Here is an 18,102-nt window from a genome sequence, read left to right as displayed (position 1 = left end):
GCGGGTCAGGCGGGCGCGCTCAGGCGTTCCACCGCCGCCAGCGCCGCCGCCCAGCCCGGATGGCGCACGTCGATGAGCTGCAGGTGGTTCGCGCCCTCGACCCGCACGAGCTCCGAGCGGTCCCCGGCGGCCGTCGCGGCGGCGACGAAGTCCTCGCTCTGGGAGAGCGGGACGACCTCGTCGGCGGTGCCGTGCACGCACACCGACGGCACCCCGAGCGGGACGGCCTCCATCGGGCTGGTCGCGCGGAACCGGGCCGGGTCGGCGGCCGGGGTCGCCGCGACGAGGTCGGCGACGGCGCCGTCGCCGAGCAGCATCCCGCCGGCCAGGTCGAGCACCCCAGCCAGCGAGACCACCCCGGCCGGCCGCACCGCGGGCGCGGCGCCCGGGTCACCGGGGGTGAGCTTCGCGCGCATCGCGAGCCAGCCCGCGAGGTGCCCGCCCGCCGAGTGCCCGAGTACGACGAGCCGGCGCAGGTCCAGGCGGGTGGAGCGCAGGGTGGCGAGGTGGTCGGCGGCCATCGCGACGTCGTCGAAGGTGGAGGGCCAGCCGCCGCCGGCGTTCACCGTGCGGTACTCGATGTTCCAGACCGCGAAGTTCGCCGCGACCAGCGCGTCGACCACCGGCCGCATGACCGTGAGGTCGGTGCCGGCCCGCCAGAACCCGCCGTGCACGACGAGCACGGTGCCGCGGGGCAGGTCCCGGGTGGCCGGGAAGGTCAGCTCGCCGAACTGCTGGGGCTGGCCGCCGTAGGCCATCCGCTCGGTCCGCGGTACGGCTTCGTCACGCGGGGGTCGGCGCGGGGCCGCGGGGGCGTCGTTGCCGCAGGCGCCGAGCAGCGGGGAGGCGGCGAGGCCGGCCAGCAGCGCGCGACGTCCGATCCGGGGAGCATGGTCACTCACGCGGCGGATGATGGCATCCGAACCCGGCCCACGACGACGGAATCGCCGGAAAGAGACGGCCCCGGCGGGGTCAGCGGGCCCAGCGGCCGGTGCGCACGGCGAGCGCGCCGAGCGCGACGCAGGCCGCGGTGGAGGCCCGCAGCACCTCCGGTCCCATCCGGACCGGGACGGCGCCGGCGTCGGCGAGGCGGTCGAGCTCGGCGTCGTCGACGCCGCCCTCCGGTCCGACGGCGAGCAGCACCTCCCCCGCGGCGGGCAACGCGACCGAGGCGAGGTCGTCGCCCGCGGACTCGTGCAGCACCAGCGCGGTGTCGGCGGCACCGACCCGGGCGGCGAGCTGCGCGGTGGTCACCGGGTCGGCGACCCCGGGCTGCCACGGCCGCCGGGCCTGCTTGGCCGCCTCCCGCACGGTGGACCGCCAGCGTTCGAGGGCCTTCGCCCCGCGCGGGCCGTCGTCCCAGCGGGTGACGCAGCGCGCCGCCTTCCAGGGGACGAACCCGTCGGCACCGGCCTCGGTCGCGGTCTCCACGGCGAGCTCGCCGCGGTCGCCCTTGACCAGCGCCTGCGCGACGACGACGCGGACCGCGGGTGCGGGCACCCGGGTCACCTCGTGCAGCCGCACGGTCAGCGCGTCCCGCCCGGCGACGTCGACGACCTCGGCGCGGGCGAGCCCGCCCCGGCCGTCGGAGAGCACCAGCGCCTCGCCGGGGCGCAGCCGTCGCACGGTCGCGGCGTGCCGCCCCTCCGGGCCGTCGAGCACCGTGTCGGAGCCCGGGCGCGGGAGGGACGCGACGTCGTCGACCAGGAACAGCGGCGCCGTCGTCACCGGGTCAGCGTCCGGTCCAGCTGTCGCGCAGCTTGGAGAACAGGCCGTGACCGTTGCGCGAGCCACCGATCAGGTCCGGCTGTGCCTCGCCGCGCAGCTCGGCGAGCTTGCGCAGCAGGTCGGTCTGCTCCTTGTCCAGCCGGGTCGGCACCACCACCTCCACGTGCACGAGGAGGTCGCCGTGGCCGTCGATGCGCCCGGTGGAGCGCAGCCGGGGGATGCCCTTGCCGCGCAGCGTGCGGACCGTGCCGTGCTGGGTGCCCGGCTCGACGTCGATCTCGGCGATCGTGCCGTCGAGCAGCGGCAGCGGCAGCGTGGTGCCGAGCGCGGCCGCGGTCATCGGCAGCGGGAGCGTGCAGTGCAGGTCGGCGCCGTCGCGGGTGAACAGCTCGTGCGGCGCCTCCTCCACCTCGACGTAGAGGTCACCGGCGGGACCGCCACCGGAGCCGACCTCACCCTGCCCGGACAGGCGCACCCGCATGCCCTCGGCGACACCGGCCGGGATCTTGACCGAGACGGTGCGTCGCGACCGGACCCGGCCGTCTCCCGCGCACTGGCGGCACGGGTCGGGGATGACCTCGCCGAACCCGCGGCAGGTCGGGCAGGGCCGCGCGGTGACGACCTGCCCGAGGAACGAGCGCTGCACGCTCTGGATCTCCCCGGAGCCGCCGCAGGTGTCGCAGGCGGTGGGACGGGTGCCGTCGGCGCAGCCGGAGCCCTGGCACTGGGTGCACAGGACCGCGGTGTCGACGGCGAGGTCGCGCTGCACACCGGCGGCGCACTCCTCCAGCGTCAGCTCCATCCGGATCAGCGCGTCGGCCCCGGGCTGGACCCGGCTGCGCGGGCCGCGCCCGCGTCCACCGGCCGCGGTGCCGCCGAAGAACGCGTCCATGATGTCGCTGAAGCCGCCGAACCCGGCGAACGGGTCACCGCCGCCGCCACCCCCGCCGCGGGCGTCGAGGGGGTCGCCACCGAGGTCGACGACCCGGCGCTTCTCCGGGTCGGTCAGCACCTCGTGGGCGGCGCTCACCTCCCGGAACCGCTCCTGGGCGCCGGGATCGGGGTTGACGTCCGGGTGCAGCTCACGGGCGAGCTTGCGGTACGCCCGCTTGATCTCCGAGGCGTCGGCGCCGCGCTCGACGCCCAGGATCCCGTAGTAGTCGCGTGCCACCTGGCTCTTTTCCTCTGAGAAGTACCTACAACGACGATGAAAGGGCCTACCGACCGGTCAGGATCTCACCCACGTACCGGGCGACCGCATGCACCGCCGAGATCGTGCCCGGGTAGTCCATCCGGGTGGGCCCGACGACGCCCATCCCGCCCAGTGGGGTCCCCGAGCCGTACCCCACGGTGACCACGGACGCGGTGCGCAGGTCCTCGGCCTCGTTCTCCTCGCCGATCCGGACGGTGACCAACCCGGACTCCTGCGACGCCGCGAGCAGCCGCATGACCACGACCTGCTCCTCCAGCGCCTCCAGGACCTGGCGCAGCGAGCCGGGGAAGTCGGCGTGGCTGCGGGTCAGGTTCGCCGTGCCGCCCAGCACCATCCGCTCCTCGGGGTGCTCGACGAGGGTCTCGATGAGCACCGTCGCGAGGTGCAGCAGCGGGGTGCGCAGGTCCTCCGGCGCGGTGTCGGGCAGCTCGGCGACGGCCGCGGAGGCCTCGGCGAGCTTGCGACCGTTGAGGGCGTTGCCGAGCATCTCGCGCAGCCGGGCGACGTCGTCGTCGGCGAGCACGTCCCCCAGGTCCACGACGCGCTGGTCGACGCGCCCGGAGTCGGTGATCAGCACCAGCATCAGCCGGGCCGGGGTCAGCTGCACGACCTCCAGGTGGCGGACCGTGGAGCGGGTCAGCGTCGGGTACTGCACGACGGCGACCTGGCGGGTCAGCTGCGCGAGCAGCCGCACCGAGCGGCGCAGCACGTCGTCCAGGTCGACCGCACCGTCCAGGAACGTCTGCACGGCCCGCTTCTCCGCCGACGACAGCGGCTTGACCTGCGAGATCCGGTCGACGAACTGACGGTAGCCCTTGTCGGTCGGGATCCGGCCGGCGCTGGTGTGCGGCTGGGCGATCAGCCCGTCCTCCTCGAGGACGGCCATGTCGTTGCGGACCGTCGCGCTCGACACCCCGAGGTTGTGTCGGTCGACGATGGCTTTGGAGCCCACGGGCTCCTGCGTCGACACGTAGTCGGCCACGATGGCCCGTAGTACGGCGAAGCGCCGTTCGTCGGCGTTCATCTCATCGCACCTCCCCCGGTATGCCCCGTCCATCCTAAGCTCCGCCGCGGTCGCGCGGCCGCGGCACACGGCGTGGCACGGTGGGTGGGGTGATGTCCGCACGCCGCTTCGGCCGGCGCTCCCTGATCGTCGGCGCCGGCGCCCTCGCCCTGGTCGCGGCCGGTACGACCGACCGCTGGCTCCCCGTCGACGGCGTCGCCGGGACGCCGGACCCGGTCGCGCTGCGGGCCCGGATCCTGGCGGGTGTCGTCCCCCACTCCGGGCTGGCGACGGCGACCGGCCGGCTCGGGCTGCCCACCGTCGCGCCGATCGGGTCCGCGGCCCGGCTGCTCTCCACCACCACCCGGATCCGCGTCCAGGTCGCCGACGCCGGCCGCTGGCGGGTCGACGAGCTGACCCCGGTCGGCGAGGTCGACACCTACCGCGACGGGCAGGTCGAGCAGGTCTGGGACTACGGCGCGAACCGGCTCACCACGATCGAGCCACTCGCCCCGGTGCGGTTCCCGCGGGCCTCGGACCTCGCCCCGGCCGACCTGGCCCGCCGGCTGCTCGGCGCCACCCCGGACGACCCGGTGATGGCGCTGCCGCCGCGCCGGGTGGCCGGGCTCGCCGCGGCCGGGCTGCGAGTGACCCCCGCCGACCCGGACAGCCTGGCCGGCCGGATCGACGTGTGGTCGGTCCCCGTCGGCGACGGCGCCCTCCCGGTCGCTGTCGAGATCGCCGCCCGGGACGGCGCGGGCCCGCTCCTGGAGACGGCGTTCGAGGCGGTGGAGACCGTCCCGCCGGCCGGCTCCGGCCTCGTCCCGGCGCCGCCGTCGTCGGCGGAGCGGGTGCGGACCCGCCCGGACGACCTGACCGGGTCGCTGCAGGGGGTCGGTGCGGTCCCGCCGCCGGACCGGCTCGCCGGCCGGGACCGGGTGGAGCTGCCGCTGTCCGGGGATGTCCCGGCCGCCGATCTGCTGCCCGGGGTCGGCGTCTACGGGACGGGGGTCGGCCGGTTCGTGCTGGTCCCGGCCGGACCGGAGGTCGTCGACGGGATCGTGCGCGGCTCGGCCGCCGCGGGCGGGGTGGACGTGCCGGGCCTGCCCGGCGGCTCGGCCGCCCGGGTGGCGACGCCGCTGCTCAGCCTGGTCGTCGCCCGTCGGCGACGGCGCGGGGTGCTGCTGGCCGGGACGGTGCGGCCCGGTGTGCTGGAGTCGGCCGCCGTCGAGCTGATGGGGGCGGGCCGGTGAACGACCCGGTGGTGGCGACGCACGCCCTGACCAAGCGGTTCGGCCGGGTCACCGCCGTCGACGGCGTCGACCTGGCGGTGCCCGCCGGGTCGCGGTTCGGGCTGCTGGGCCCGAACGGCTCGGGCAAGACGACGCTGGTGCGGATGCTGCTCGGACTGGTGCACGCCACCTCGGGGTCGATCGAGGTGCTGGGCTCGCCGATGCCGCGTGCCGCGGCCACGGTGCTGCCCCGGGTCGGGGCGCTGGTCGAGTCCCCCGCCGCCTGGCCGGGACTGTCGGGGCGGGCGAACCTGACCCTGCTCGACGCGGCGGGCTCGGTGGGCGGCCCGCTGCACCGGCCCGCCGACCGGCGACGACGGGTGCAGGACGCGTTGGACCAGGTCGGCCTGGGCGGGGTCGACCGCCGCCCGGTGCGGGCGTACTCGCTGGGGATGCGCCAGCGCCTGGGCATCGCCTCGGCGCTGCTGCGCACCCCGGAGCTGCTGCTGCTCGACGAGCCGACCAACGGCCTCGACCCGCGCGGCATCGGGGAGATGCGTGCACTGCTGACCGCACTGAACGACCGGGGCACGACCGTGGTGCTGTCCAGCCACCTGCTCGCCGAGGTGGAGACGCTGTGCACCCGGGTCGGGGTGATGGACGCCGGGCACCTGGTGCTCGTCCAGGACCTCGACGAGCTCCGCGCACCCACCGGCCGGGTCGTGGTCCGCACCCCGGCCCCGGCGGCCGCGGCGCGGGTGCTCGGCCGGGCGCTGGAGTCCGCCGACGGCGACCGGCTCGTGGTGCGGGCCGTCGACCCCGCCGACCTCAACGCGCACCTGGTGCGGGCCGGGGTGCCGGTGGCGTCGCTGGAGCCCGAGCGCCGCACTCTGGAACAGGTGGTGCTGGAACGCACCGGTGACGGCTCGGACCGGGTGGCGACGGCCGGGCGGGAGGTGGCGCGGTGATCCTCGTCGAGCTGGCGCTGCTGCTGCGCCGCACCCGGGTGTGGCTGTGCTGGCTGCTGCTGTGCGCGCTGCCGGCGCTGGTCGCGGTGGTCGTCTCGGCCACCGGGATCCTCCCGCCGCCGGGGCAGGGACCGGCGTTCCTGTCCGCGGTCGCGACGAACGGGCAGATCTTCCCGGCGTTCGCGCTGGCGCTGGTGCTGCCGATCCTGCTCCCGATCACCGTGGCGGTGGTCGCCGGGGACACCATCGCCGGGGAGGCTGCCGCGGGGACGCTGCGCTACCTGCTGATCCGGCCGGTCGGACGGCTGCGGCTGCTCGTGGCGAAGCTGGTGTCGGTGGCGTTCTTCGTGGTCACCGCGGTGACCCTGGTGGTGCTGACGTCGTACGTCGTGGGGATCGCGGTGTTCGGCACCGGCACCACCACCGCCACCGGGGGCCTGACCCTGCCCCCGGTCGACGCCGGGCCCGGCTCGGTCGCGTCGCTGTCCGGGACGGTGATCGAGCCGGCGGACCTGGCGACCCGGACCGGGCTGACCGTGGCCTACCTGGCGCTGTGCATGCTCACCCTGGGCGCACTGGGGATCTTCTTCTCCACCCTGACCGACTCGCCGCTGGCGGCGGCGCTGGCGGTGCTCGCGGTCGTGGTGACCAGCGCGTCGCTGCAGGCCCTCGACGCCTCGGCCGCGTTCGTCGACTTCCTGCCGACGGCACACTGGCTCGCCTGGATCGACCTCTACCGCGACCCGGTCCTCTACGACGCCGCCCGCACCGGGGCGTGGGTGCAGGCCGGCTGGGTGGCCGTCGCCGTCGGGGCGGCGTGGGCGAACCTGGCGACCAAGGACATCGCGAGCTGAGCGCCCGCCCGCAGCAGCCCGCCTCAGCTCCGCCCGCCTGAGCTCGCCCGGCTCGGCCCGCCCACTTCAGCCCGCGGCGCGCAGGGTGCCGCAGTCGGCCGGTGCCGCCTCGATCGGTGCGGTGGACAGCGCACGGACGACCAGACCGATCACGGCGTCGTCGGCGGGCAGGGCGCCGTGGCCGACGGTCGAGCCCGGGCACAGCTGCTGCAGCTCCACGTTGACCGCGCCGTCGAGGCGGGCCGAGGTGGGCGGGGTGACGACCCGGTCGCGGTCGGTCCACACCGACAGCCACGGCACCGCCGTCCCGGCACCGGCGAGCTCCCCCAGCAGCGCCGAGCCCGGGACGAGCTGGCGGCAGGCCTGCGGGCACGCCTCCGGGGCGAGCGCGGCGGCGGACCCGGCGACGGTCGTCCCGGCCAGCGGGGAGCCGATCGACACGATCCGCCGGGCCCGGGCCGGGCCGTCGTCGCGGACCGCCCACAGCCCGGCGACGACGCCGCCCGCGGAGTAGCCGACGACGTCGACCGACGGCGCCCCGGAATCGGTGGCGACGGTGACCGCGCGGTCCAGCACGTCCACCTGCCGGTCGAGGTCGCCGGTGCCGTCGCCGTCGAGGGCCAGGACGCGGGCGTCGCGGCCCTGGGCGCGCAGGGCCCCGGCGAGGACCTCCAGGCCGGTGCGGTCGCCGCCGTAGCCGGGGACGAGCAGGACCGGTCCCGGCCGGTCCTGGGCGACGGGCCCGCGCGCGCCGCGGGACGCGCCGGGCAGGGCGACGACGACCGCGGCCACCACCCCCACCGCGACCAGCAGCGCGACGACGACCAGCAGCGCCCGGCGGCGCGGGCTCACCGGACCCCCGCCGGGCCTGCGGTGCCGAGCACCCCCGCGGTGGCGGGACCGCTCGCGGTGGCGGGACCGGTCGCGGCGGGTTCCTCGTCGGCGATCAGCAGGTCGGTGACGACCCGGTCGGCCAGCAGCCGTCCGCGGTCGGTCAGCACGGCGCGGCCCGCCGCGTGCGCCACCGGGTCCAGCAGCCCCTCGGCGACGGCGCGGGCGGCGGCCGCGCGACCGCCGTCGTGCAGCAGGGTCAGGGCCATGCCCTCGGCCAGGCGCAGCCGCAGCATGACCCGCTCGGTGTGCCGCTCGTCGGCGGTGAGCTCCTCGCGTCCGCCCTCGGGCGTCTCCCCCGCGGCGAGCGCGCCGGCCCAGCGCGCCGGGTGCTTGACGTTCCACCAGCGCGTCCCGGCCAGGTGGGAGTGGGCACCGGGGCCGATCCCCCACCAGTCGCCGTCGCGCCAGTAGCCCAGGTTGTGCCGGCACTCGGCCCCGGGCAGCGACCAGTTCGAGACCTCGTACCAGGCGAGTCCGGCGTCGCGCAGCCGCGCGTCGAGCAGCTCGTAACGGGTGGCGGCGACGTCGTCGTCGGGGGCGGGCAGCTCGCCGCGGCGGACCCGGCGGGCCAGCGCGGTCCCGTCCTCGAAGATGAGCGCGTAGGCCGAGACGTGGTCGACACCGGCGTCGAGGACGGCGTCGGCGGAGGCGCGCAGGTCGTCGTCGGTCTCGCCGGGGGTGGCGTAGATCAGGTCCAGGTTGACGTGGGCGAACCCGGCGGCACGGGCCTCCCGGGCGGCGGCGACGGCGCGCCCGGGGGTGTGCGTGCGGTCGAGCACGGCGAGCACGTGCGGGGCGGCGGACTGCATACCCAGCGAGATGCGGGTGAACCCGCCGGCCCGCAGCCGGTCGAAGAACTCCGGGGAGACCGACTCGGGGTTGGACTCGGTGGTGACCTCGGCGTCCTCGGCGAGCGGGAGGTGCTCGCGGACGCAGTCGAGCATCGCGACGAGCCGGTCGGCGCCGATCAGCGACGGGGTGCCGCCGCCGACGAACACCGTCTCCACGGTGCGGTTCCCCACCGTCCGGGCGGCGAGCGCGATCTCGGTGCGGGCGGCGGCGAGCCAGCCGTCCGGGGACGCGGCGTCACCGGCCAGCTCGGAGGCGGTGTAGGTGTTGAAGTCGCAGTAGCCGCAGCGGGTCGCGCAGAACGGCACGTGGACGTAGAGCCCGAAGGCCGGCGGCACGGAGGTCACGTCCGGCGAGTGTGCCACTACCGGGTCGGACGGGTCGGCACCCGGACCTCGACCGGGACGCCGAGGGCGCGGGCCACCGCCGGGACGTCGAACCCGTCGAGCGGGTACTCCACGATCCCCGGATCGGTCTCCAACAGCTCGTACACGGCGTCACCGACCGGCGGCACCGACCGGCGGCACCGACAGCTCCAGGCGCAGGAACGCCGGGACCGGGAGCAGCCGGGGCGTGGACCGCATCGCGGTGTGCACGGTGACCCGGCGGACGACGCCGCGGGGCAGCCGCACCGGACGGTCCGGCTCGACGGGGGCGACCAGCTCGACGGCGTCCGGCCCGACGACGACGCGGCGGGCGAGCCGGATCCGCGCGGCCGTGCCGAAGAAGGCGACCGCCACCACCAGCGCGATCAGGCCGAACACCAGGCCGATCAGCCGGGTCACGACGGTGTTGCCGGGGCGGCCGTCGTCCATCACCGACCAGCCGGTGGCCGCCGCCCGCAGGAAGGCGATCGCGGCGAGCATCGCCACGGCCGAGACCACGACCCCGACCGCGCCGCGCACCGGCTGCGGCCGAAGACGCACCACGTCCGTCGACGGGGTCGGGTCGTGCTGCCAGGGGGTGGCGTCGGGCGTCGTCATGGGCGGAGAATGGCCGAACCGGCACCCGCAGCGTGGCGTTTCCGGCCGGAACGGCCGTCCCGGCGGTGAACGTCCGGACCTATCCACCCACCTCTCCCAGGATGCGAACATCACTTTGTGGCGAGTCCGGACACCGTGGCACCCTGTATCCGTGCCCGCACTCCGTCTCCGCCTCGTGGCGCGTCGCCACGTGGACCTGAACCGGACCCGTAGCGCGCTCTGTCGTCGGCACTGACCCGACGGCCCCTTCTGAACCGCCCGGGCCGCTCCGCGCCCCGTCCCGGGCCGGAGTGCGCCCGAACCCACATCGGAGCACCCACCACATGGCGCCCTCGAAGACCGCACCCCGCCGCCCGAAGGGCCAGGGGCAGTGGAAGCTCGGCCACCGCGAACCGCTGAACCCCAACGAGCGCAGCAAGCGCGACGACAACCCGCTCAACGTGCGCGCGCGGATCGAGAACGTCTACGCCAAGCGCGGCTTCGACTCGATCGACCCCGCCGACCTGCGCGGCCGGTTCCGCTGGATGGGGCTCTACACCCAGCGCAGGCCCGGGATCGACGGCGGCCGCACCGCGGCGCTGGAGCCCGAGGAGCTCGACGACTCCTACTTCATGATGCGCGTGCGCCTCGACGGTGGCTCGGTCTCGGTCGAGCAGCTGCGCGCGCTCGGTGAGGTCTCGCAGCGCTACGGCCGCGACACCGCCGACGTCACCGACCGGGAGAACATCCAGTACCACTGGATCCGCGTCGAGGACGTCCCGGCGATCTGGAACCTGATCGAGCCGCTGGGCATGCAGACCACCGAGGCCTGCGGCGACTGCCCGCGCGTGGTCATGGGCTCCCCCGTCGCCGGCGTCTCCGCCGACGAGGTGGTGGACCCCACCCCGGCGATCGACGAGATCGTGCGCCGCTTCATCGGCGACCGTGAGCTGTCGAACCTGCCGCGCAAGTTCAAGTCCGCGATCTCCTGGCAGCAGGACGTCGCGCACGAGATCAACGACATCTCCTTCGTCGGCGTGGAGCACCCCGAGCACGGCCCCGGCTTCGACCTGTGGGTCGGCGGTGGCCTGTCGACCAACCCGCGGATCGCGGAGCGCCTCGGCGCCTGGGTCCCGCTGGACGAGGTGCCCGACGTGTGGCACGGCGTCATCCAGGTCTTCCGCGACTACGGCTACCGCCGCCTGCGCCACCGCGCCCGCATCAAGTTCCTCATCGCCGACTGGGGCCCGGAGAAGTTCCGCCAGGTCCTGGAGGACGAGTACCTGGGCCGGAAGCTGGTCGACGGCCCCGCCCCGGCGGTCCCCGAGCGCCCGATCGACCACGTCGGCGTCCACAAGCAGAAGGACGGCCGCAACTACGTCGGCGTCGCCCCGCCCTCGGGCCGGGTGTCGGGCACGACGCTGCTCGCCGTCGCCGACGCCGCCGAGCGCGCCGGGTCGGACCGCATCCGGTTCACCCCGTACCAGAAGATCGTCGTGCTGGACGTGGCCGACGACAAGCTCGACGGGCTGGTCGAGGACCTGAACAAGCTCGGGCTGCCGGCCCGGCCGTCGACCTGGCGTCGCGCGACGATGGCCTGCACCGGCATCGAGTTCTGCAAGCTCGCGATCGTCGAGACCAAGGAGCGGGCGATCCGGCTGGTCGAGGACCTGGAGAAGCGCCTCGCCGACGTCGTCCCCGACGTGCCGATCACGCTGCACCTCAACGGCTGCCCGAACGCCTGCGCCCGCACCCAGGTCGCCGACATCGGCCTCAAGGGCCAGATCGTCACCGACGCCGACGGCAACCAGGTCGAGGGCTTCCAGGTGCACCTGGGCGGCGGCCTCGGGCTCGACTCCGGGTTCGGCCGCAAGCTGCGCGGGCTCAAGGTCACCAGCGCCGAGCTGGGCGACTACGTCGAGCGGATCGTGCGCCGCTTCGCCGAGCAGCGCGACGGCGACGAGCGCTTCGCCCAGTGGGTCCTGCGGGCCGACGAGGCGGACCTGAAATGAGCGAGCGCGCCGCGACGTTCTACTGCCCGTACTGCGGCGAGGAGGACCTGCGTCCGGCCGAACGGTCGGACAAGGTCCCCGGCGCCGCCTGGTGGTGCGCCGGCTGCCTGCGCACCTTCGTCGTGACCTTCGTGGGGATCGGCGTCCCCGAGACCTCGGGAGCGGAATCATGAGTGTTGCCCTGGAGACCGACCTGCGGGTCACCGCCGAGCGCGGTGCCGCCGACCTCGGTCCCGACGCGACCGCCGAGCAAGTGCTCGCCTGGGCCGCGGAGACCTTCGGTGACCGGCTGATCGTCGCCTCCAACATGCAGGACGCCGTGCTGGTCGACCTCGCCCAGCGGGCGAAGCCGGACGTCGACGTGCTGTTCCTGGAGACCGGCTACCACTTCGCGGAGACCATCGGCACCCGCGACGCGGTCGACGCCGTCTACCCGCAGCTGCGCATCGTGAACGCGCAGGCGGACCAGTCTGTCGCCGAGCAGGACGCCGTGTACGGCAAGGACCTGTTCGCCCGCGAGCCGGACCGCTGCTGTGCGTTGCGCAAGGTCGTCCCGCTGGAGCGGACCCTGTCCGGCTACGACGCCTGGGTCACCGGCGTCCGCCGGGTGGAGGCCCCGACCCGGGCGAACACCCCGCTGGTCACCTACGACGAGAAGTTCGGCCTGGTGAAGGTCAACCCGATCGCCGCCTGGTCCGACGACGACATGGACGCCTACATCGCCGAGCACGGGATCCTGGTGAACCCGCTGGTCGACGCCGGATACCCGAGCATCGGCTGCGCCCCCTGCACCGCGAAGCCGAAGCCCGGCGAGGACCCCCGCTCCGGTCGCTGGGCCGGTCGCGCCAAGACCGAGTGCGGGCTGCACGCATGACCGCCCTGGAGGAGACCGCCGTGACCCCCGCCGTCACGACCCCGGCCCTGGACGCGCTCGACGCCCTGGAGTCCGAGGCGATCCACGTGTTCCGCGAGGTCGCCGGCGAGTTCGACCGCCCGGTGATCCTGTTCTCCGGTGGCAAGGACTCGACACTGCTGGTGCACCTGGCGATCAAGGCGTTCGCGCCGGCCAAGGTGCCGTTCGGTCTGCTGCACGTCGACACCGGGCACAACTACCCCGAGGTCATCGAGTTCCGGGACCGGGTCGCCGCGCAGCACGGGCTGCGCCTGGACGTCGCCCGCGTCGAGGACTACCTCGCCGACGGCCGGCTCGTCGAGCGCGCCGACGGCACCCGCAACCCGCTGCAGACCCAGCCGCTGCTCGACGCGATCGCCGAGCACCGCTACGACGCCGTGTTCGGCGGCGGGCGGCGCGACGAGGAGCGAGCCAGGGCCAAGGAGCGGATCATGAGCCTGCGCGACGCGTTCGGCCGCTGGGACCCGCGCAAGCAGCGCCCGGAGCTGTGGAACCTCTACAACGGACGGCACGCCCCCGGCGAGCACGTTCGTGTGTTCCCCATCTCCAACTGGACCGAGCTCGACGTCTGGCGCTACATCCGGCGCGAGGGCATCGAGCTGCCGTCGATCTACTACGCGCACGAGCGCGAGGTGTTCCAGCGCGACGGCATGTGGCTCGCCGAGGGTCCCTGGGGCGGAGCGCGCGACGGCGAGAAGCTGGAACGCAGGTCGATCCGCTACCGCACGGTGGGCGACGGCTCGTGCACCGGAGCCGTCGAGTCCACCGCCACCACCCTCGACGAGGTCATCGCCGAGGTCACCGCGTCGCGGCTCACCGAGCGTGGCGCGACCCGGGCCGACGACCGGCTGTCCGAGGCCGCGATGGAGGACCGGAAGAAGGAGGGCTACTTCTGATGACGGGCACTGCCGACACCGCCTCCCGGTCCCTGCTGCGCTTCGCCACGGCGGGCTCCGTCGACGACGGCAAGTCCACCCTGGTCGGGCGCCTGCTCTACGACACCAAATCGGTGCTGGCCGACCAGATCGAGGCCGTCGAGCGCGCCTCGGTCGACAAGGGGATGTCCACCCCGGACCTGTCGCTGCTCGTCGACGGCCTGCGCGCCGAGCGCGAGCAGGGCATCACCATCGACGTCGCCTACCGCTACTTCGGCACGCCGACGCGGGAGTTCGTGCTCGCCGACACCCCGGGTCACGTGCAGTACACCCGCAACACCGTCACCGGCGCCTCCACCGCCGAGCTGGCGGTGCTGCTGGTCGACGCCCGCAACGGCGTGGTCTCCCAGACCCGCCGGCACGCCGCGGTGCTGTCGCTGCTGCGCGTCCCGCGTCTGGTCCTGGCGATCAACAAGATCGACCTCATCGGGTACGACGAGGCCAAGATCGCCGACATCGAGCGCGAGTTCACCGAGCTCACCCGCTCGCTCGGCTTCGACGACGCCGCGGTGCAGGTCATCCCGGTGTCCGCGCTGGTCGGGGACAACGTGGCGTCCCGCAGCGGGCACACCCCCTGGTACACCGGGCCGACGCTGCTGGAGCACCTGGAGTCGGTCCCGGTCGAGGGCCCGGACACCACGGCCCCGTTCCGGATGCCGGTCCAGTACGTGATCCGGCCCCGCACGGACGAGCTCCACGACTACCGCGGCTACGCGGGCCAGGTCGCCTCGGGCACCGTCCGTCCGGGCGACGAGGTCGTCGTCCTGCCCGAGAGGCACCGCACCACGGTCTCCGAGGTCCGGACGGCCGACGGCCCGCTGGCGGCCGCCGGGGCCGGGCTCAGCGTCACCGTGCTGCTCGCCGACGACATCGACGCCCCCCGCGGCGCCCTGATCGCGGCCGCGTCCGACCTCCCGGAGGTCACCTCCGAGATCGACGCGACGCTGTGCTGGCTGGCCGAGAAGCCGCTGCTGCCCGGCGCGCGACTGCTGCTCAAGCACGGCACCCGCACCACCCAGGTGATCGTGGGGGCGCTGGGGTCGCGGCTGGACACCGAGACGGTGTCCTACGCCCCCGCCCCGGAGAAGCTGGAGATCAACGACATCGGACGGGTGTCGCTGCGCGTCGCCGACCCGCTGCCGGTCGACGCCTACGCCCGCGTCCGCACCACCGGCGGGTTCCTGCTGATCGACCCGCCGACGGGCAACACGCTCGCCGCCGGGCTGGTGGGCGACCCGCTCGCGGCGGTGCCGGCCGCCGGCTGACGGTGACCACGCCCGACGGCCCCGCACCCGCTCCGGGTGCGGGGCCGCGGTCGTCCCCGGCCCCGCGACGACGACCGCGACCGACGGGACCGTGGCGTCGCGACCCGGCGATGATCGCGACGAGTGAGGGGATCGGTGCCCGAACCGGCACCGATCCCCTCACTGCTGGCGATCACCGGGTGGGCGCGACGGCGCACGGTGTCCGGACCGGCCCCGGTGTGTCGGGTCACAGCCGTGGCCCACGACAGCGATTCGTCCACGCCTCCGCCCGGACACCGGCTGGTCACAGGAGTTGTCCGGACACCTTCACCGCGGTCCCGACCTGCGGACGTCGGCTTGTCGACACCCCGCTCGCGTTCCACCATGGATCGGTGACCACCACCGCCACGCCCGCCGACCGGGTCCTGTCGCCCGGCCGCTCGCAGGCGGATCCGGCGGTGTCCTGGCACCTCGTCGCGCACCTCGAGCGGTTCTGGCCGTCGCGCCGGCTCGACGCGTTCGACGAGTTCTGTCGCGCTCGCTGACCCGTCCCACGGCGCCGAGCGCCACCCCACCACACCACCGGTCACCGTGACCGCGGCCGCCCCGCACCCGCGTCCCCCACCGGGACGCGCCGGGGCCCGGGACCGCGTCCGCCGGCAGTCCGGGAAGGATCGTCCGTGCCCACACTCATCGTCTTCGCCCTCGTCGGCCTCGCGGCCCAGCTGGTCGACGGCGCGCTCGGCATGGCCTACGGCATCACCTCGACCTCGCTGCTGGTCTTCGCCGGGATCAACCCGGCCACCGCGAGCGCCTCGGTGCACCTGGCCGAGGTCGGCACCACGCTCGCCTCCGGCGCCTCGCACTGGCGCTTCGGCAACGTCGACTGGAAGCTCGTGCTCAAGCTGGGCGTGCCGGGCGCGGTCGGCGCGTTCCTGGGAGCGACGCTGCTGTCGGCGCTGTCCACCGAGAACGCCGCCCCGTTCATGTCGGGGATCCTGCTCGCCCTCGGCGTCTACGTCCTGCTGCGCTTCAGCGTGCGGCCGCCGAAGGTCGCCACCGCCCGCACCTCCCCGCACGGCGCCCGGTTCCTGTCCCCGCTCGGCCTGGTCGCCGGCTTCGTCGACGCGTCCGGCGGCGGCGGGTGGGGCCCGGTCTCCACCCCGGCCCTGCTCGGCGCCGGACGGACCGCACCGCGCACCGTCGTCGGTTCGGTCAGCGCCTCGGAGTTCCTGGTGGCGCTCGCCGCGAGCGCCGGGTTCCTCGTCGGGCTCGGCCACGAGGTGCTCGACCCCTCCACCATCGGCGGGCTGCTGATCGGCGGGGTGCTGGCCGCGCCGCTGGCGGCCTGGCTCGTCACCCGCATCCCGGCGCCGGTCCTGGGCTCGGCGGTCGGCGGCGTCATCATCCTCACCAACGCCCGGACGCTGCTGCGGGCCGCCGACGCGAGCGGGGCGGTGACCGCGGCCGTCTACGCCGTCATCCTCGTGCTGTGGGCGCTGGCGATCGGTGCGGCGGTCATCCGGCTGCGCCGCAGCCGGACCGAGGACGCGGCGACGCCGGTCGACCAGGAGCAGCCGGTCTCCACCAGCTGACCTCCCCACGGGCCGGGCGGATGCGGTGTCCGGACACCCCGTCCGTCCCGTGGGCGACACCTTGTCCGCTTCGTCCCGACGGCGCACGATCGGGGCCATGACCGCCCCGGTGTCCCGTCGCTGCGCGACGCACCCCGCGGTCCTCGCGTACCTCGCGCGACACCGGGAGGAGTTCTGGCCGTCCCGGCGGCCGCACGCCTACGACGAGTTCTGTCCACGGTTCTGACGCGCGTGGCCCGGCCGGGCCACGCGCCGCCGTGTACCCGCACCCACTCGTCGTGGAGGAACTCCATGTCCCGCACCACCTCCGGGGGCCACCCGTGAGCACCCCGTCCGACACCCCGCCCGGCACCCGCGCCGGCACCGACCACGAGCCCGGGGACGTCCCCGCACAGCGCCGGCTCGCCCTGAACGAGGACTGGGCCGCGACGGTCGTCGGCCTCCTCCTGCTCGTGCTGATCCTGTCCGGGCTCTGGCCGGGGTGGCTGGTCCCGTGACCGACCAGCACGCCGGCCGACCGGCCGAACCCCAGACCCCACCGCCGACCCAGCCGGAGACCGGGCCCGACTCCGGGTCCGGCTCCGGGACACAGGCGTCGACCCGCTCCCCCGTCCTGTGGGGGCTCGGCGGCGTCGCGGTCGTCCTCGTCCTCGGCGGACTCGTCCGCTTCCTCGAACAGACCGTCCCGGACGCCGCCGAGGGCACCGCGCTGTCCGGGATCGCCGACGCGATCGAGTACCCGGTCTACGCGATCGCGCTCGGGCTGCTCGGCAACGTCGTGCTCACCCTGACCGGGCTGCGCGAACGGCTCTCGGGCGGCTTCCGCACCGAGTTCTTCATCAAGACCGGTCTGGTCCTGCTCGGCGCCTCGATCGACTTCTCGGTCATCGTCCGCGCCGCCGGACCGGCCGTGGTGCAGGCGGTCGTCCTGATCACCGTGGTCTTCGGCTTCACCTGGTGGCTCGCCGGGCGGGCCGGGGTCGACGACAAGCTCCGCGCCCTGCTGGCGTCCGCGGTGTCCATCTGCGGCGTCAGCGCGGCGATCGCGGCCGCCGGCGCGGTGCAGGCCCGCAAGGAGCAGCTCGCCTACACGGCCAGCCTGGTGATCCTCTTCGCGCTGCCGTCGATCTTCCTGCTGCCCGCCGCCGTCGGGGCGCTGGGGTTGTCGCCCGCCGTCGCCGGTGCGTGGATCGGCGGCAACATCGACACCACCGCCGCGGTCAGCGCGGCCGGGGCGATCGTCGGCGAGGAGGCGCTGCAGATCGCGACCATCGTGAAGACCACCCAGAACGCGCTGCTGGGCGTCGTCGCGGTGGCGCTGACGGCCTATTTCACGCTGAAGGTCGAGCGCAGCGGCTCGGCGGGCCGGCCGGGCCTGCGCGAGTTCTGGGAGCGCTTCCCCAAGTTCGTGCTCGGGTTCCTCGCCGCCTCGGTGATCGCGACCGTGTTCGTCGCGACCGCCGGCTCCGACGTCGCGAAGCCGCTGATCAGCGACGTCAACGCCTTCCGGACGACGTTCCTGATCCTGGCCTTCGTCTCGATCGGCCTGGAGTTCCGGGTGGCACCGCTGCGGGAGGCCGGGTGGCGCCCGATCGGGGTGTTCGCCGCGGCGACCGGGGTCAACCTGGCCGTCGGCCTCGGACTGGCGGTCCTGCTGTTCTCCGGTCTGACGGTCTGAGTCCGGTCCCGCCCGGGGCACA

The 18,102-nt window shown here is 74.9% G+C and carries 21 protein-coding genes; 13 read left to right on the top strand and 8 right to left on the bottom strand.

Annotated features, from left to right (window positions below; all coding sequences use genetic code 11):
• Positions 1-5 precede the first annotated feature (5 nt).
• The 4 genes from Ae717Ps2_RS07345 to hrcA form a co-directional block, all read right to left on the bottom strand.
• Entirely contained in the window at positions 6-902 is an 897-nt protein-coding gene (locus tag Ae717Ps2_RS07345) for a S9 family peptidase (RefSeq protein ID WP_233147480.1), read from the bottom strand.
• Between the two features lie 70 nt (positions 903-972).
• Complete coding sequence (locus Ae717Ps2_RS07340; RefSeq protein ID WP_075311399.1) at positions 973-1,728, bottom strand: 16S rRNA (uracil(1498)-N(3))-methyltransferase; 756 nt, start codon at positions 1,726-1,728, stop codon at positions 973-975.
• Positions 1,729-1,732: 4 nt separating this feature from the next.
• Positions 1,733-2,899, bottom strand: coding sequence for a molecular chaperone DnaJ (gene dnaJ / locus Ae717Ps2_RS07335; protein ID WP_075311392.1), 1,167 nt, complete (start codon positions 2,897-2,899; stop codon positions 1,733-1,735).
• Between the two features lie 46 nt (positions 2,900-2,945).
• Complete coding sequence (hrcA, locus tag Ae717Ps2_RS07330; RefSeq protein ID WP_075311390.1) at positions 2,946-3,965, bottom strand: heat-inducible transcriptional repressor HrcA; 1,020 nt, start codon at positions 3,963-3,965, stop codon at positions 2,946-2,948.
• Positions 3,966-4,057: 92 nt separating this feature from the next.
• On the opposite strand from hrcA, the gene Ae717Ps2_RS07325 reads away from it, so the two are divergent.
• Genes Ae717Ps2_RS07325 through Ae717Ps2_RS07315 form a run of 3 tightly spaced genes read left to right on the top strand, consistent with a single transcriptional unit; the run spans position 4,058 to position 6,998 of the window.
• A complete protein-coding gene (locus Ae717Ps2_RS07325) occupies positions 4,058-5,197 on the top strand; it encodes a hypothetical protein (protein ID WP_139318974.1) in 1,140 nt (379 codons plus the stop codon).
• A complete protein-coding gene (locus Ae717Ps2_RS07320; RefSeq protein WP_020624316.1) occupies positions 5,194-6,144 on the top strand; it encodes an ABC transporter ATP-binding protein in 951 nt (316 codons plus the stop codon). Before Ae717Ps2_RS07325 ends, Ae717Ps2_RS07320 begins: the two co-directional genes overlap by 4 nt.
• A complete protein-coding gene (locus Ae717Ps2_RS07315; protein WP_020624317.1) occupies positions 6,141-6,998 on the top strand; it encodes an ABC transporter permease in 858 nt (285 codons plus the stop codon). The genes Ae717Ps2_RS07320 and Ae717Ps2_RS07315 overlap by 4 nt, the downstream gene beginning before the upstream one ends.
• A 66-nt stretch (positions 6,999-7,064) precedes the next feature.
• On the opposite strand, the gene Ae717Ps2_RS07310 is transcribed toward Ae717Ps2_RS07315, so the two are convergent.
• The 4 genes from Ae717Ps2_RS07310 to Ae717Ps2_RS07300 are packed head-to-tail and all read right to left on the bottom strand — an operon-like array spanning position 7,065 to position 9,724.
• Entirely contained in the window at positions 7,065-7,850 is a 786-nt protein-coding gene (locus Ae717Ps2_RS07310) for a lipase (RefSeq protein WP_233147479.1), read from the bottom strand.
• Positions 7,847-9,106, bottom strand: coding sequence for a radical SAM family heme chaperone HemW (gene hemW / locus Ae717Ps2_RS07305; protein ID WP_083695088.1), 1,260 nt, complete (start codon positions 9,104-9,106; stop codon positions 7,847-7,849). Before hemW ends, Ae717Ps2_RS07310 begins: the two co-directional genes overlap by 4 nt.
• Positions 9,106-9,234 (bottom strand): hypothetical protein, encoded by a 129-nt coding sequence (locus tag Ae717Ps2_RS39840; RefSeq protein WP_255407899.1) that lies wholly within the window; start codon positions 9,232-9,234, stop codon positions 9,106-9,108. Before Ae717Ps2_RS39840 ends, hemW begins: the two co-directional genes overlap by 1 nt.
• 4 nt (positions 9,235-9,238) lie before the next feature.
• On the bottom strand, positions 9,239-9,724 hold the full coding sequence (locus Ae717Ps2_RS07300) for a hypothetical protein (protein WP_075311386.1): 486 nt from the start codon (positions 9,722-9,724) through the stop codon (positions 9,239-9,241).
• A gap of 323 nt (positions 9,725-10,047) precedes the next feature.
• Here Ae717Ps2_RS07300 and Ae717Ps2_RS07295 point away from each other — a divergent pair, with 323 nt between their 5' ends.
• From Ae717Ps2_RS07295 to Ae717Ps2_RS07265, 10 genes are all read left to right on the top strand, one after another.
• The gene (locus Ae717Ps2_RS07295) at positions 10,048-11,715 is read left to right on the top strand and encodes a nitrite/sulfite reductase (RefSeq protein WP_075333156.1); all 1,668 of its coding nucleotides are present in this window, start codon (positions 10,048-10,050) and stop codon (positions 11,713-11,715) included.
• Positions 11,712-11,888: a hypothetical protein gene (locus Ae717Ps2_RS07290; RefSeq protein ID WP_020624363.1), complete on the top strand. Its 177-nt coding sequence runs from the start codon at positions 11,712-11,714 to the stop codon at positions 11,886-11,888. The genes Ae717Ps2_RS07295 and Ae717Ps2_RS07290 overlap by 4 nt, the downstream gene beginning before the upstream one ends.
• Entirely contained in the window at positions 11,885-12,589 is a 705-nt protein-coding gene (locus Ae717Ps2_RS07285; RefSeq protein WP_020624364.1) for a phosphoadenylyl-sulfate reductase, read from the top strand. The genes Ae717Ps2_RS07290 and Ae717Ps2_RS07285 overlap by 4 nt, the downstream gene beginning before the upstream one ends.
• Positions 12,586-13,524: a sulfate adenylyltransferase subunit CysD gene (cysD, locus tag Ae717Ps2_RS07280; protein WP_020624365.1), complete on the top strand. Its 939-nt coding sequence runs from the start codon at positions 12,586-12,588 to the stop codon at positions 13,522-13,524. Before Ae717Ps2_RS07285 ends, cysD begins: the two co-directional genes overlap by 4 nt.
• Complete coding sequence (locus tag Ae717Ps2_RS07275; protein ID WP_075333155.1) at positions 13,524-14,828, top strand: sulfate adenylyltransferase subunit 1; 1,305 nt, start codon at positions 13,524-13,526, stop codon at positions 14,826-14,828. The genes cysD and Ae717Ps2_RS07275 overlap by 1 nt, the downstream gene beginning before the upstream one ends.
• A gap of 371 nt (positions 14,829-15,199) precedes the next feature.
• Positions 15,200-15,352, top strand: a complete 153-nt coding sequence (locus Ae717Ps2_RS37250) for a hypothetical protein (protein WP_020624367.1) — start codon at positions 15,200-15,202, stop codon at positions 15,350-15,352.
• Positions 15,353-15,487: 135 nt separating this feature from the next.
• On the top strand, positions 15,488-16,402 hold the full coding sequence (locus Ae717Ps2_RS07270; protein WP_075311378.1) for a sulfite exporter TauE/SafE family protein: 915 nt from the start codon (positions 15,488-15,490) through the stop codon (positions 16,400-16,402).
• A gap of 97 nt (positions 16,403-16,499) precedes the next feature.
• Positions 16,500-16,628: a hypothetical protein gene (locus tag Ae717Ps2_RS39835; protein WP_020624369.1), complete on the top strand. Its 129-nt coding sequence runs from the start codon at positions 16,500-16,502 to the stop codon at positions 16,626-16,628.
• A 94-nt stretch (positions 16,629-16,722) separates the two neighbouring features.
• Positions 16,723-16,899 (top strand): hypothetical protein, encoded by a 177-nt coding sequence (locus Ae717Ps2_RS37245; RefSeq protein ID WP_020624370.1) that lies wholly within the window; start codon positions 16,723-16,725, stop codon positions 16,897-16,899.
• Entirely contained in the window at positions 16,896-18,080 is a 1,185-nt protein-coding gene (locus Ae717Ps2_RS07265) for a YeiH family protein (protein WP_083702289.1), read from the top strand. The genes Ae717Ps2_RS37245 and Ae717Ps2_RS07265 overlap by 4 nt, the downstream gene beginning before the upstream one ends.
• The last annotated feature ends 22 nt before the right edge of the window (positions 18,081-18,102 follow it).

It is taken from the genome of Pseudonocardia sp. Ae717_Ps2, assembly GCF_001932475.1.
Lineage (GTDB): Bacteria > Actinomycetota > Actinomycetes > Mycobacteriales > Pseudonocardiaceae > Pseudonocardia.
Note: the sequence above shows the minus strand (reverse complement) of the source record. Positions and strands in the feature narration are given on the sequence as shown.

Bases quoted from the DNA above. Each gene is read 5' to 3' on its own strand.
- Ae717Ps2_RS07275 (WP_075333155.1), top strand. From the start codon at position 13,524: ATGACGGGCACTGCCGACACCGCCTCCCGGTCCCTGCTGCGCTTCGCC.
- Ae717Ps2_RS39835 (WP_020624369.1), top strand. From the start codon at position 16,500: ATGACCGCCCCGGTGTCCCGTCGCTGCGCGACGCACCCCGCGGTCCTC.
- cysD (WP_020624365.1), top strand. From the start codon at position 12,586: ATGACCGCCCTGGAGGAGACCGCCGTGACCCCCGCCGTCACGACCCCG.
- Ae717Ps2_RS07285 (WP_020624364.1), top strand. From the start codon at position 11,885: ATGAGTGTTGCCCTGGAGACCGACCTGCGGGTCACCGCCGAGCGCGGT.
- Ae717Ps2_RS07290 (WP_020624363.1), top strand. From the start codon at position 11,712: ATGAGCGAGCGCGCCGCGACGTTCTACTGCCCGTACTGCGGCGAGGAG.
- Ae717Ps2_RS07325 (WP_139318974.1), top strand. From the start codon at position 4,058: ATGTCCGCACGCCGCTTCGGCCGGCGCTCCCTGATCGTCGGCGCCGGC.
- Ae717Ps2_RS07295 (WP_075333156.1), top strand. From the start codon at position 10,048: ATGGCGCCCTCGAAGACCGCACCCCGCCGCCCGAAGGGCCAGGGGCAG.
- hrcA (WP_075311390.1), bottom strand. From the start codon at position 3,965: ATGAACGCCGACGAACGGCGCTTCGCCGTACTACGGGCCATCGTGGCC.
- Ae717Ps2_RS07300 (WP_075311386.1), bottom strand. From the start codon at position 9,724: ATGACGACGCCCGACGCCACCCCCTGGCAGCACGACCCGACCCCGTCG.